Annotated in this window: 12 protein-coding genes; 9 read left to right on the top strand and 3 right to left on the bottom strand. The window is 51.7% G+C overall.

What is annotated here, in order from left to right:
* The first annotated feature begins 12 nt into the window (after positions 1 to 12).
* From G549_RS0112620 to G549_RS0112595, 6 genes are read left to right on the top strand one after another with little or no spacing between them, the layout of a single operon-like run.
* Positions 13 to 1,179 (top strand): D-alanyl-D-alanine carboxypeptidase family protein, encoded by a 1,167-nt coding sequence (locus tag G549_RS0112620; RefSeq protein ID WP_027835332.1) that lies wholly within the window; start codon positions 13 to 15, stop codon positions 1,177 to 1,179.
* Positions 1,180 to 1,188: 9 nt separating this feature from the next.
* Entirely contained in the window at positions 1,189 to 1,845 is a 657-nt protein-coding gene (tmk, locus tag G549_RS0112615; protein ID WP_027835331.1) for a dTMP kinase, read from the top strand.
* Complete coding sequence (locus G549_RS21450) at positions 1,846 to 2,895, top strand: AAA family ATPase (protein ID WP_051213767.1); 1,050 nt, start codon at positions 1,846 to 1,848, stop codon at positions 2,893 to 2,895.
* A gap of 21 nt (positions 2,896 to 2,916) precedes the next feature.
* On the top strand, positions 2,917 to 4,467 hold the full coding sequence (metG, locus tag G549_RS0112605) for a methionine--tRNA ligase (protein ID WP_027835330.1): 1,551 nt from the start codon (positions 2,917 to 2,919) through the stop codon (positions 4,465 to 4,467).
* Complete coding sequence (locus tag G549_RS0112600) at positions 4,468 to 5,244, top strand: TatD family hydrolase (protein ID WP_027835329.1); 777 nt, start codon at positions 4,468 to 4,470, stop codon at positions 5,242 to 5,244. It abuts the gene before it with no gap.
* Positions 5,241 to 6,062, top strand: a complete 822-nt coding sequence (locus G549_RS0112595) for an MBL fold metallo-hydrolase (RefSeq protein WP_027835328.1) — start codon at positions 5,241 to 5,243, stop codon at positions 6,060 to 6,062. Before G549_RS0112600 ends, G549_RS0112595 begins: the two co-directional genes overlap by 4 nt.
* Here G549_RS0112595 and G549_RS20210 read toward each other — a convergent pair.
* The 3 genes from G549_RS20210 to G549_RS0112575 all read right to left on the bottom strand — a co-directional run bounded on the left by G549_RS20210 (position 6,055) and on the right by G549_RS0112575 (position 10,634).
* Entirely contained in the window at positions 6,055 to 6,441 is a 387-nt protein-coding gene (locus G549_RS20210; protein WP_051213765.1) for a GNAT family N-acetyltransferase, read from the bottom strand. The two genes, G549_RS0112595 and G549_RS20210, sit on opposite strands and share 8 nt — an antisense overlap.
* A complete protein-coding gene (locus tag G549_RS0112585; protein WP_027835327.1) occupies positions 6,410 to 6,790 on the bottom strand; it encodes a hypothetical protein in 381 nt (126 codons plus the stop codon). Before G549_RS0112585 ends, G549_RS20210 begins: the two co-directional genes overlap by 32 nt.
* Before the next feature lie 256 nt (positions 6,791 to 7,046).
* A complete protein-coding gene (locus tag G549_RS0112575; RefSeq protein WP_027835325.1) occupies positions 7,047 to 10,634 on the bottom strand; it encodes a hydantoinase B/oxoprolinase family protein in 3,588 nt (1,195 codons plus the stop codon).
* A 138-nt stretch (positions 10,635 to 10,772) separates the two neighbouring features.
* Between G549_RS0112575 and G549_RS0112570 the strand changes: the two genes are divergently transcribed.
* From G549_RS0112570 to G549_RS0112560, 3 genes are read left to right on the top strand one after another with little or no spacing between them, the layout of a single operon-like run.
* A complete protein-coding gene (locus G549_RS0112570) occupies positions 10,773 to 11,747 on the top strand; it encodes a TRAP transporter substrate-binding protein (protein WP_036222589.1) in 975 nt (324 codons plus the stop codon).
* Positions 11,748 to 11,807: 60 nt separating this feature from the next.
* Positions 11,808 to 12,350 (top strand): TRAP transporter small permease, encoded by a 543-nt coding sequence (locus G549_RS20205; protein WP_036222774.1) that lies wholly within the window; start codon positions 11,808 to 11,810, stop codon positions 12,348 to 12,350.
* Positions 12,343 to 13,644: a TRAP transporter large permease gene (locus tag G549_RS0112560; protein ID WP_027835323.1), complete on the top strand. Its 1,302-nt coding sequence runs from the start codon at positions 12,343 to 12,345 to the stop codon at positions 13,642 to 13,644. The genes G549_RS20205 and G549_RS0112560 overlap by 8 nt, the downstream gene beginning before the upstream one ends.
* Positions 13,645 to 13,649: the final 5 nt, after the last annotated feature.

Here is a 13,649-nt window from a genome sequence, read left to right as displayed (position 1 = left end):
GGTAGTCAACTCATGTCCATTAAGAGTGCCCTTGCACGCATTTGCAGTTTTGGGGTGATCTTGGCATGGCTCGTTGGTCCAGCGTTTGCTCAAGTTGAGTTTGAAAGCCGTGCCAAATTTGCCATTTTGATGGATTATGCATCTGGTACCGTGCTTTATCAAAAGCAAGCGGACGAACCCATGGAGCCCGCATCCATGGCAAAACTAATGACGATTGCTGTTGTGTTTCAACGCCTTAAGTCTGGGCGGCTGGAGCTATCCGACGAATTCTTTATCTCAGAAAAAGCATGGCGCGAAGGCGGTGCGGGCTCAGGCGGCTCCACCATGTTCGCTGAGCTGAACTCCAAAGTCAGCGTCGAGAACCTGATCAAATCTGTCATTATTCAATCCGGCAACGATGCCAGCATCGCTTTGGCCGAAGGCATTGGCGGCACAGAGGAAAGTTTTGTGCGGGTGATGAACGAACTGGCGACAGACCTTGGATTGGACGATTCAAATTTTGAAAATTCAACCGGTTTGCCAGACGAGGACATGCTGGTCACCGCACGTGACCTCGCCAACTTGGCACGACACATTATCAAGACTTACCCCGAATATTACGATTTGTTCTCACAGCCCAATTTTGAATGGAATGGGATCAATCAAGGCAATCGCAATACATTGCTGGATGATGGCATCGGCGTGGACGGACTTAAAACCGGCCACACAGAATCTGCTGGATACGGCATCGTCGCCTCGACAACCGAAGGCGGGCGCCGATTGGTCGCTGTGCTGCACGGCATGGAAAGCAAGAGCGAACGTCGGGAAGAGGCACGAAAACTCATAACATGGGGCACCCGGACCTTTGAAAAGTTGGAAACGTTCAAGGATGGGGAAATCGTTGGTGAGATAGGTGTCTATGGCGGTGAGGTCCCAAATGTGGGGCTAATTGGTGATGGCCCGATTGATCTTTATGTGCCGAAAGGGTCGCGACGCTGCCTCAATGCGCGCATCGTTTATCAAGGGCCGATCATGCCGCCTGTGGATCGCGGACAATATCTTGCAGATTTACATGTGTATTGTGATGAGAATCTGATTCAAAAAACTCCGCTTTATGCGGCACGAACCGTTGAGCAAGGTGATATTGTGCGGCAAGCAACCGACGCATTGAAAGAACTGACCTTGGGTTGGCTCAATTAGAAAGAAATTATGCAGGCGCGATTTATAACATTTGAAGGCGGCGAGGGGGTTGGCAAATCAACCCAAATTCAACGCCTCGTCGCCAATTTGAATAAGCGCGGCGTGGAAGCGGTGCGGACGCGGGAGCCAGGTGGCACGCCTCGGGCCGAAGCTATTCGGTCTTTTTTGCTTCAAGGCAAATCAGAGGAGTGGGGCCCCAGCGCCGAAGCCATCCTCTTCGCCGCGGCCCGATTGGACCACGTTAATGCGATGATCCGCCCAAATCTGGAAAGCGACAAATGGGTTTTGTCGGATCGGTTTCACGATTCAACCCGCGCCTATCAAGGGCTAAATGGTGGTGTGCCAACCAAGCTCATTGGCGCGCTTGAGCAACTTGCGCTTGATGGCACCACGCCGGACATGACCTTGCTGATTGATATGGACCCGGAGCTGGCTTTTGAACGCGTGCGTAAACGCGCAGCGGAGGACGGCCTGGATTTGCCGCCTGATCGCTATGAGAAGGAAAACCTCGATTGGCACCGCCAACTTCGTCAAAACTTTCTCGATATTGCCAAGCATGAAACCGAGCGATTTGTGGTGATCGATGGCAACAAATCAGCCAATGATTTGGAGACCGCGATTTGGGCTGCGGTCGAAGACCGATTTGCCGATGAGTTCGAGAACTAGATGGCTGACCAAGAGCTAGACCTACAAGCGGACCAACTGTCCAACGCACCGCTGCCCGAACAATCGGCACATTTGTTCGGCCATCAGGGCCAGCTTGAACAACTCTTGTATGCTTATGACTCCCACAAATTGCATCATGCATTTTTGATTGCAGGGCCCAAAGGCATCGGCAAGGCGACTTTTGCCTATCATGTGGCGCAGCAATTGTTCGCCAAATCAGGCGACGAACCGCTGGAACGCATTCAAGACCAGATTCGCCAAGGCTCCTTTCCCAATCTGAAAGTCATTCGCCGCCAAAAAAATCCCAAGACCGGCAAGTTTGCGGCGCAAATCTCAGTGAATGATGTGCGCCAGGCGGTAAAATTCTTCCAAACGAGCGCTGCGCGCACCGGCGTGCGCATATGCATTGTTGACTGCGTCGATGATCTCAACGCCAATGCGGCAAACGCTTTGCTGAAAACACTGGAAGAGCCACCGCAAAACGCGATCTTTTTGTTGGTGACACACCGGGTAGGCGGGGTATTGCCCACCATCCGTTCGCGCTGCAACCTTTTGCCCCTCAAGCCAGTTTCCGATGAGGATGTGAGAGGCGTTGTGGAATCTGCAGGTCTCCATCTGGGCGCTGATGAATTCACACAAATACTCACAATTGCAAAAGGCCGTCCGCGAAAGGCATTCGAAGCACTCGAAGTGGCCGACAATCCGGCCTTAAGTGCTCTGTTTGCCTGGCTCGAAGCGCCAGACCAGCATAGTGAAACCGCGATGCTGGAACTGGCCGCCGCGCTGGCAGATCCGAAAGCTGAACAAGTGTGGCAATTGGCCATTGAAATGATCGACAATCACGTGGCCGCAATTGCAAAATATCTCAGCGCACAAGAAGCGCCGCGCGCCCTGCTTGCCAAAGCCCTAAGTGTGTGGGAAAAGACGCAAGAACTCGTGGTCGAGCAGGCCATTTTCAATCTTGACAAAAAACAGACCATTACCATGGTGCTCGAACATATTCGTATGTTAAATCAAGCTGCTATGATGAATGAGCATCAAACTGTTTAGACCCAAAAAGACCGAAGGCTTATGAGCGATAAATCCTATTATGTGACCACCGCAATCCATTATCCGAACGGCGTGCCGCACATCGGCCATGCCTATGAGATGGCGGGCGCGGATGCCATGGCCCGCTTCAAGCGTTTGGATGGGTATGACGTCAAGTTTTTGACCGGTACCGATGAACACGGCATCAAGATGGCCCAAACCGCCGCAGCCCGGGGCATCACGCCGCGCGAATTGGCCGATGAAAACTCCGCCCAATTCTTGCGCCTGGCCGATGCGCTGAATCTGTCGAACGATGATTTTATTCGCACCACCGAAGAGCGTCACAAAAAGGCATCACAAGCCATTTGGCAACGGATGAAGGCCAAGGGTGACATCTATGAAGATGTTTACGCTGGTTGGTATTCCGTCCGCGATGAAGCCTATTACGATGAAAGCGAATTGGTGGACGGAGAGGGCGGTGAAAAGCTGTCACCTCAGGGCACACCTGTTGAATGGGTGGAGGAAAAAAGCTTCTTTTTCCGCCTATCCGTTTACGGCGATAAATTGCTCGACTATTACGAGCAACATCCTGAATTCATTGGCCCAAAAGCCCGCCGCAACGAAATCACAGCCTTTGTGAAATCCGGCCTTCGCGATCTCTCCATTTCGCGCACCACTTTCGACTGGGGCATTCCCGTGCCTGATGCGCCAGAACATGTGATGTATGTTTGGGTGGATGCGCTCACCAACTATATTACAGCGCTCGGCTATCCGGATATCGATGGTGAGGATTTCAAAAAATTCTGGCCCGCCGATGCCCATGTGATTGGCAAGGACATTACCCGTTTCCACGCCATTTATTGGCCCGCCTTTTTGATGAGTGCGGATATTGCATTGCCGAAAAAGGTCTATGCCCACGGCTTTCTCACTGTAGATGGACAGAAAATGTCCAAGAGCCTCGGCAATGTGATTGATCCGTTTGATCTCATTGATGAATTCGGTTCAGATGCCACACGTTTTTACTTCCTGCGTGAAGTGAATTTTGGCAGCGATGGTGACTATAGCCACGAAAAGTGCGTCAACCGCTGCAACGCCGATTTGGCCAATGATTTTGGTAATCTGGCCCAGCGATCACTCTCCATGATTGCAAAAAACTGCGATGGGAAAGTTCCAACCCCGGGCGATTTTACTGACGCTGACCAGGCTTTGCTCGACAGCATCGCGCCTGCGCTTGAACAAGCACGCGAAGCAATTGATCAGTGCGCATTGCACGATGCTGTGGCAGCGATTTGGGATCGTGTCGGCGAAGCGAACCGTTATTTTGCCGGGCAGGAGCCATGGGTTCTGCGCAAAAGTGATCCGGCGCGGATGGAAACCGTACTCTATGTGACGGCAGAGGCTATTCGTCGACTGGCCATTGCTGCACAGGCCTTCACGCCTATTGGCGCGGCCAAGTTCTTGGATGCTCTGAATATTGATGCTGACAAGCGACAGTTTGCCAATATTTCAGACGCAGACAAGCTGCAACCCGGCGCAGAATTGCCCGCACCAACCCCCGTCTTCAAACGTTTTGAACATGAGGCCAAAGACTAAATGCTTGTCGATAGCCATTGCCATTTAGATTTTGATGCGCTGCAATCCGACATCGATGGCGTTATGCAACGCGCTAAGGAAGCTGGCGTTGAGCGCATGGTGACAATTTCCACGCGCGTTAAAAAGTTCGACACGATCAAAGCCATCGCGGAAGCATATCCGCACGTGTTTTGCTCAGTTGGCACACACCCGCACAATGCTGATGAAGAGTTGGACATTTCAGTCGAACAGCTTGTCGAATTGTCTGCTTATGAAAAATGTGTCGCCATCGGCGAAGCTGGACTCGACTATTTTTACGACAATGCACCACGCGAAGCGCAAGAAATCGGGTTTCGTCGCCATATTGAGGCGGCGCGGATCACGCAACTGCCCTTGGTTATCCATACGCGCGATGCGGAAGAAGACACAGCTCGCATCTTGAGCGAAGAAACGGAGAAGGGGGAATTCCCCTTCGTGTTGCATTGCTTTTCTTCGGGCGAAGACTTGGCGCTACACGGCATTGAACTGGGCGGCTATGTGTCGTTCTCAGGCATCGCCACGTTCAAATCTGCCGCTGCCATCGTTGAGACGGCCAAAAAACTGCCATTGAACCGCATTTTAGTTGAAACGGATGCACCTTATTTGGCGCCGGTGCCGCACCGCGGTAAGTCAAATGAACCTTCCTTTGTGCGCAACACGGCTGAGTTTATGGCCAATGCGCTCGAGCAAGACTTTGAGCAGTTTGCCAAACAAACCACTGAAAACTTTGATCATCTATTCAAGAAGGCGGTAAAGTGACCCAGAATAAGGAGCCAAAAATTGTCGCAACAATTCTCGGCTGTGGGTCATCTGGTGGGGTGCCGCGAGTTGGGGGAAATTGGGGCAATTGCGACCCCACAAACCCGAAAAATCGCCGCCGCAGATGCTCTTTGTTGCTGCAAGGCTATTATGAAGAAGGCGGTCCAACCACCAATGTTTTGATCGATACGGGCTGCGATATTCGCGAGCAATTGCTCGATGCCGGCGTGTCGAGCTTGGATGCTGTGTTTTACACCCACGAACATGCCGATCATTGTCACGGGATTGATGATTTGCGCGTCTTGGCTCTCAATGATCGCAAGCGTGTTGAAGTCTATGCCTCAAAATCCGCATATGCGCGCATCAAGTCGGCATTTGGATATTGTTTTACCGCACCGCCAGGTAGTCCTTATCCGCCCATATTGAACGCAAATGAGCTTGAAGCAGGCAATTCCGTTGCGATCAAAGGTGAGGGCGCGCCGATCCGCCTCAGCGCGTTTGATCAGGAACATGGCAACATTCGCGCGCTCGGTTTCCGTATAGGTAATCTTGCCTATTCCTGCGACCTTTCAGACATTCCCACCAGTTCTTATGAAGCATTGGAGGGACTTGATTGCTGGATTGTCGATGCGTTGCGCTATACACCGCACCCAAGCCATTTTAGTTTGGAAGATGCGCTCCATTGGATCGAGCACATGAAGCCCAAGCGTGCTGTGCTCACCAATATGCATATTGACCTTGATTTTCAAAAAGTTATGGATGAAACGCCGGGCCATGTGGAGCCGGCATTTGACGGGATGAAAATCCAAATTAGATAGGACTCTTTGGTGGCTTTAATGCTGAGATCAGGGTTTCTGTCGGCTCAAAACCAAGCTTTCGATACAAAGCAAGCGCATCACTATCCGCTTCAGCTTCCAAAACGATTCTAACGTGTCCAAAAGCTCGACGAACTTGTTGAATTGCCGCAATCAATAGCTGTGTGCAATAGCCGCGACGACGAAAATGGGGATGAGTTTCAATCTGTTGAAAGCGCGCAACCCCGTCAAAAACAAAAATGCCAAGATCTGCAACTAATTGGCCATCGCTGAAAGCGCCGAACCAAAATCCATTGCCTGCAGACACTAACTGTCTAAAGCGCTGAAATCGTTTCGAAATAAGTTCACGATCAGCAAGGTTTGCGTTCTCGCCAAGCATCATTTGTGCTGAGTTCCATCAGCGGTTCGGCGATTTCGGCAAACGACAAGCCGTGACACTGAACAAATTCAAATCCCATCCGATCGAACGCGTTGAGCGTTGCACGCGACGGCAACACATCGCTGTCCCACGCAATCGCGATGTGGTCACAATCAAAGCGCTGGTGGAACAACTCAACAAGCTGTGCGGCCGAACACGAAGAACCGGTTCGCGGCACAATCATATAGTTTCCCCAGAAGAAATTCGGCGCCGACGATGTGTGCACTGAGATTACATCACCACAATCCCGCCAAATCGCATCAGCTGGCAACAAGGCCAAATCAGACCTAAGAATGGGAGATGTCAAATTCATACGCTGATCATGGTGCAATGCTTGAACCAATAGAATGGGTTCATATCAAGGGGCCTGTGCAAACACGCATCCAAGTCGCGCTCCGCCAACAGCCAATCAGCCCTAAGCAAACTCATATCAAAAAATTCCATAATATATATTATCCGAATAACTGATATATTGAGCATGGCTGATATTATGGAGGCCCTCACGCACAGCAGTTGCAGCTGCGCAGGCAATAAACGAACCCGCGCAGCCATTCAGTTAGATGCTTTGGCTAACTTCGTCCAAAGCCGCCGCCAGATGGCGTCTGAATAATCACACCTTCACCGGCAGCGCATTCTATTTGCGTCCGTCCGTCTAGCTTGACCTCCGAACCATCTGCACAAATCTTAAAGTTTGCGCCAACTTGGCCATCCGCACCGCCATTTAGTCCCTTTGGCGGCACAACGCGATGCCCGCACAAAAACGAAACGTCCATAGGTTTGAGGAAGCGGATATGACGGTGAACACCATCGCCGCCCTTATGCGCACCCGTACCGCCCGTGTTGCGGCGAATATGGAAATCCTCCAGCAGCACTGGATAACGTGTTTCCAGAACCTCTGGATCCGTCAATCGTGTGTTGGTCATATGTGAATGAACAGCATCGGCACCATCAAAACGAGGGCCAGCACCAGTGCCGCCACAAATTGTTTCATAATATTGGTACTGATCATTGCCGAAATTGAAGTTGTTCATGGTGCCCTGCGCGCCCGCCATTGCTCCCATTGCGGCAAACAGACAATCGGTAACCGCTTGTGAAACCTCAACATTACCAGCCACAACCGCCGCCGGATATTCCGGGGTCAACATGGATTGTTTGGGCAGTCGCACTTCAATTGGGCGCATGCACCCCGCGTTCATAGGAATATTTTCATCCACCATACAGCGGAAGGCATAAAGAATCGCGGCGCGCGTGATCGGCTCAGGCGCATTGAAATTGTCCGGCTGTTGATCGCTTGTCCCGGCAAAATCAACAATGGCTTTGCCCTGCTCTTCATCCACGGTGATGGAAACCGATATCTGGCAACCCTGGTCAAATCCAACTATGGCAGTACCATTTTTTAGATTGGAGATTGCGCGTCGCACGCACCCTTCGGCATAGTCTTGAACAAAGCGCATATAGGCGTTCACCACCTCGAGGCCAAAACCGTCGACCATATTCAACAGTTCGGCGACACCCTTCTCATTTGCCGCAATTTGTGCCTTCAAATCAGCAATGTTTTGCTCAGGGTTACGACAAGGATATGTCCCATCCGTCAGCGCTTTTTCTATAAACTGGCTTTGGAATGTACCTTGTTTGACCAATATTTCATTGTCGAGAATGACGCCCTCTTCTTCAATGGAAGTCGCCAGTGGCGTCATGGAGCCCGGTGCGATGCCACCAACGTCTGCATGGTGTCCACGCGAAGCGACAAAGAAGAGTGGCGTGGTGCTGCCTTTTGAGAAAACGGGTGTCACCACGGTAATGTCCGGCAAGTGCGTGCCACCATTATATGGTGCGTTGGTCACAAAAACATCGCCCGGATTCATATCAGGATGTGCTTTGATAACGCTGGCGACGGAGCGATCCATCGACCCAAGATGCACCGGCGTGTGCGGCGCATTGGCTATCAAGGCGCCATGTCGATCAAAAATTGCGCAGGAAAAGTCCAAGCGTTCCTTGATGTTGGTTGAACGTGCCGTGTTTTGCAGCCGCACCCCCATCTGTTCAGCAATGGACATAAACAGATTGTTGAAAATCTCCAGCATGACCGGATCGGCCTCTTCTGCCGAAATATTGGCCGCGCCTTGCGCAACTTCTCGTTCGAGCACAATTAGGCCATTTGACTTGAGGTGAGCGCCCCACCCCGGCTCGACAATAATTGTGCCGATAGCTTCGATAATGATCGCAGGGCCAGATATTTTATGGCCGGGGCAAAGGTCGTCGCGTTTATAGACAGATGCTTCTTGCCAGGCCCCACCAGAGAAGAATTTGGTTTGATCAAACGCTTGCGCGTCATCATTTGCTGCCTGAAGGGTCGGCTCTTTATGATTTGATCGGCCACCTGCGGCTTCAACGTCGATAAACTCAATCACGATCTCCGCATTTGGTTCGATAAAACCGAAGCGTTCCTTGTGGATGGTTTCGAACTCAGCACGCATTTCCAACTCAGAACTCAACACAACTTCAATAGTTGAATCGGTGCCGCGATATTTAAGGTGTGCTGTTGCCTTTACCGTGCAGGAATCATCCGAAATGCCCTGCGCCGCCAGGTTCAACAACATATCGCGCCGCAACTGCTCATATAGATATTTTGTCTCTTTAAGCGCGTTCACGCTTAATGTCTGGCCAATTGCTCTTTGGGTTGCGGATTTAATATCGGCCAACCCCATGCCATAGGCAGAGAGAATGCCGGAGAATGGATGCACCAACACCGTGCGCATGCCGAGCCTATCGGCAACGGCGCAGGCATGTTGGCCCCCGGCCCCGCCAAAGCAGGTTAGGGCATATTTTGAAATTTCATAGCCGCGTTGCACTGAAATTTTCTTCACGGCATTGGCCATGTTTTCGACCGCAATCTTTAAAAAACCTTCTGCGGCCTCTTCCGATGATTCCAAGCCAGCCTGTTTTGCAATCTCAGCAAACTTGTCACGCACCAAACCTTGATCAAGGCGCTCATCCTGGTTGGGGCCGAAGATTGCGGGAAAGAACTCGGGCTGAACTTTATTGAGCATCACATTGGCGTCTGTCACCGCCAAGGGGCCGCCACGACGATAGCTTGCGGGCCCTGGGTTGGCGCCAGCTGAATGCGGACCAACGGTAAAGCGGCGCCCGTCAAATTCCAAAATTGAGCCCCCACCCGCAGCCACTGTGTGGATTTTCATCATCGGCGCGCGCATGCGCACGCCTGCAACTTCGGTCTCAAAGTCCTTTTCAAAGTCGCCATTGTAGTGTGCCACATCTGTGGAAGTGCCACCCATGTCAAAGCCGATGATTTTGTCAAACCCGGCCTGTTTGCTGGTTTCCACAGCGCCCACGATGCCGCCAGCGGGACCAGACAAAATCGCGTCCCGCCCGTGGAACATAGAAGCAGCCGTCAGACCACCGGACGACATCATAAACATCAATTTCAGATTGGTGTTTTCCGTATCCAATTCTGAAGCAACGCGATCCACATAGCGGCGAAGTATGGGCGAAAGATACGCATCCACCACCGTGGTGTCGCCACGGCCGACAAATTTGATCAACGGAGACACATCATGACTTGCGGATATTTGCGTGAAACCAATGTTCTCCGCTAAAGCGGCAGCTTGTTTTTCATGATCTGGATGCTGAAATGCGTGCATAAACACAATCGCGACCGCCCGGATGCCCGCATCATAAGCTGCTTGCAAGGCCAATTCCGTTGCCGCTGGATCAAACGCTTCAAGTTCTTCGCCCTGCGCGTCAAAACGGCCGGGCACTTCTGCAACCCGCTCATAAAGCAATTCAGGCTTTTTGATTTCGCGATCAAATAGCTTTGGACGCGCCTGATATCCAATTTCAAGCGCGTCAGCGAATCCCTTATTGGTCAGGAAAAGAACCCGATCACCTTTTCGCTCTAGCAACGCGTTGGTGGCGACCGTTGTCCCCATTTTTACAGTCGCAATCTGTTCGGAAGGGATTGCGCCGCCCTTTTCGATTCCCATCAAATCGCGAATACCTTGGAGCGCCGCGTCCGGGTAAGCCTCTGGATTTTCGGACAAAAGTTTGTGTGGAACCAGCTCGCCCTCTGGCGTACGTGCCACGATATCGGTGAAGGTTCCACCCCGGTCAATCCAAAAGTCCCACTGGCCACTCACAATGTCATCCTCCGATAAAAAATCCAAATTGCTATTGCTTTATTGATATTTTAATGACAAATTGTCAACGTTACATGACCACTTTTTTTCTGATGGCGAAGTGCTAGACTGGGAATTGGTGGAAACCAGGAGGAAGATATGAATAAGATTTTTCAGGCGGCAACAGCCGCTATTGCTTTGGGGATCGCGTCGACTTCAGCAGGTTTCGCTGAAGATTGGGATATGCCGACCCCCTACCCGGACAAAACATTCCACACCGTGAATATTCAGCAATTTGCTGATGACGTTCGTGAAGCTACAAATGGTGAATTGAACATCAAACTGCACACAGCTGGTTCGTTGATCAAGCATGGCGAAATCAAGAATTCCGTACGTAACCAGATTGTGCCTGCCGGCGAGTTTTTCTTGTCCTTGCTTGCAAACGAAGACCCCGCATTTGGCATCGACTCATTGCCATTGGTCGCGGTGAGCTATCAAGACGCGGCGCGCCTTTGGGAAGCCCAAAAGCCTGTGGTTGAAGAATTGTTGGCCAAGCAGCGCTTGAAGCCATTGTTCTCCGTGCCATGGCCCCCACAAGGTCTTTATACCAAAAAAGAAGTGAAAACTGTTGCCGATCTCAACGGTTTGAAATTCCGCTCATATAACGCAAACCTTGAAAAGTTTGCCACAATGGTCGGCGCAGCGCCAACACAGGTTGAAGCGCCAGATATTCCACAAGCCTTTGCCACTGGCCAAGTTGAGGCGATGATCACCTCACCGTCTACCGGCGCCAATTCAAAAGCTTGGGACTTCATTTCACACTACACACCAATCAACGCTTGGGTGCCTAAAAACATCGTGGTTGTGAATGTGGCTGCCTTCAATGCGCTTGATGAGGAAACGCAAGCTGCTGTTTTGAAAGCCGCTGCCGAAGCTGAAGAGCGTGGCTGGAACATGAGCCGTCGTGAAGCAGAAGAGAAAACACAAGTGTTGGCCGACAATGGCGTGACAATTGTGGAACCTTCACAAGAACTTAAAGATGGCTTGGCGAAAGTTGGCGTAGAGCTGCTCGCGGATTGGCGTGCAAATTCAACACCAGCAGCTGACGCTGTTGTTGACGCTTATTTCCAATAAGAATTCTATCAGTGGGCGGCAATTCCTTGCTGCCCACTCATCTTTTGGGGAGGATTGCGCGTGCGCAAGGCACTAGATCGAATATATCTCGCGGCGGGTGCTTTATCCGCCATTTGCATTTTGACCATCTGTGCGTTGGTCACGATGCAGGTTATTTTTAACCTCATCACAAAACTCCTAGGCACACAGTTCGCCTATACAATTCCATCATATGCTGATTTTGCAGGCTTCCTGCTGGCGGCCGCGTCATTCTTGGCGCTGGCCTATACGCTCAAGCACGATGGACATATCCGTGTGACGCTGTTTCGCGATTTTCTCAAAGGGCAGTTGGGACGCGCGGTTGAAATCTTTACGCTTGGCCTCTGTGCCGTTGCCGCCGCCTACATGACTTACGCCATGATCGGCCACCTGCACGAATCCATCTCATATGGCGATGTGTCCACTGGCATCATTCCGGTGCCCCTGTGGCTGCCCCAAAGCACTTTGGTGCTGGGCCTCGCACTGTTTACCCTCGCATTGGTCGACGACACAATTTGCGCCGTTCTAGGCATAGAACGTGCCGACCACTTAGATGATATCGAAGAGGAACATCACGATGTCTGAGTTGGCCATGATTCTTGTTTTGGTGGGGGCCTTGTTCGGCATGCTCGCCATGGGCATGTGGGTTGGTTTTGCGCTGTCCCTGACAGGGGCCTTGGGCATGTTTATGTTCACCTCCGCACCGTTGGGGCCAATCCTGGCCACCACATTTTGGGGCCACAGCCATTCTTGGGCGCTTGCGGCGCTGCCGCTCTTTATCCTGATGGGTGAAATTCTGCTGCGGTCGCGCTTGTCCGAAGACATGTTTTCCGGGCTCACGCCCTGGCTTGGCAAAGTGCCGGGTAAGCTCTTGCATGTGAACATTCTGGGCTGTGCAATTTTCGCCGCCGTGTCGGGTTCATCTGCCGCCACAGCTGCCACCATCGGCAAAATGTCTGTGCCGGAACTGCAAAAGCGCAACTATCCAGATAGTTTGATTTTGGGAACACTCGCAGGCTCGGCCACGCTTGGCTTGCTTATTCCACCCTCAATCATCCTGATTGTTTATGGGGTCTCAACCGAGCAATCTATCGCCCGCTTGTTTATCGCAGGCATCTTGCCCGGCATCTTGCTGGTCAGCATGTTTGCAGCCTTTGTCGCCATCACCGCTTTGATGAAACCAGAGATTTTCCCAAAGGAAGAGTTGAACTTTTCATTCCGGGAGAAACTGAGTGCATCTAAACGCCTTATTCCGGTCATCGCGCTGATCGCAGGTGTTATCGGCTCAATCTATGCCGGCATTGCTTCGCCAACAGATGCGGCCGCTGTGGGCGTTGTCCTGTCGTTGGTTTTGGCGTGGTCCAGCGGTTCGCTGAGTTGGAAGATGTTCCGTGAAAGCGTCATGAACGCCACCATCACCTCGTGCATGATCGCGTTCATTTTGGCTGGTGCCGCCTTCTTGACGGTTTCAATGGGCTTCACAGGCATTCCGCGCAATCTGGCCAGCTGGATCGACACTTTCAACCTTGGCCCCTGGGCCTTGTTGGCCGCCCTCACTGTGTTCTTTATCGTTCTGGGCTGTTTCTTGGACGGAATTTCCGTTGTGGTGCTGACAACAGCTATCATCATGCCAATGATCGAATCCGTTGGCATTGATCCGCTATGGTTTGGCATCTATCTGGTGATTGTGGTGGAGATGTCGCAAATCACACCTCCCGTCGGGTTCAACCTGTTCGTGATTCAGGGGCTGACCGGCCAAAATATCTTTAAGATCGCTATGGCCGCCCTGCCCTTTTTCTTGCTGTTGCTATTGGCAGTGGTGTTAATCACCATCTTCCCCCAAATCGTCACGGCTCTGCCGGGGTTGATGAAGGGCTAAACGCT

It is taken from the genome of Maritalea myrionectae DSM 19524 (genome assembly GCF_000423365.1).
In the GTDB taxonomy this organism is placed as follows: domain Bacteria; phylum Pseudomonadota; class Alphaproteobacteria; order Rhizobiales; family Devosiaceae; genus Maritalea; species Maritalea myrionectae.
Note: the sequence above shows the minus strand (reverse complement) of the source record. Positions and strands in the feature narration are given on the sequence as shown.

Bases quoted from the DNA above. Each gene is read 5' to 3' on its own strand.
- tmk (WP_027835331.1), top strand. From the start codon at position 1,189: ATGCAGGCGCGATTTATAACATTTGAAGGCGGCGAGGGGGTTGGCAAA.
- G549_RS0112560 (WP_027835323.1), top strand. From the start codon at position 12,343: ATGTCTGAGTTGGCCATGATTCTTGTTTTGGTGGGGGCCTTGTTCGGC.
- G549_RS20210 (WP_051213765.1), bottom strand. From the start codon at position 6,441: ATGATGCTTGGCGAGAACGCAAACCTTGCTGATCGTGAACTTATTTCG.
- G549_RS21450 (WP_051213767.1), top strand. From the start codon at position 1,846: ATGGCTGACCAAGAGCTAGACCTACAAGCGGACCAACTGTCCAACGCA.
- G549_RS0112600 (WP_027835329.1), top strand. From the start codon at position 4,468: ATGCTTGTCGATAGCCATTGCCATTTAGATTTTGATGCGCTGCAATCC.
- G549_RS0112620 (WP_027835332.1), top strand. From the start codon at position 13: ATGTCCATTAAGAGTGCCCTTGCACGCATTTGCAGTTTTGGGGTGATC.
- G549_RS0112585 (WP_027835327.1), bottom strand. From the start codon at position 6,790: ATGAATTTGACATCTCCCATTCTTAGGTCTGATTTGGCCTTGTTGCCA.
- metG (WP_027835330.1), top strand. From the start codon at position 2,917: ATGAGCGATAAATCCTATTATGTGACCACCGCAATCCATTATCCGAAC.
- G549_RS0112570 (WP_036222589.1), top strand. From the start codon at position 10,773: ATGAATAAGATTTTTCAGGCGGCAACAGCCGCTATTGCTTTGGGGATC.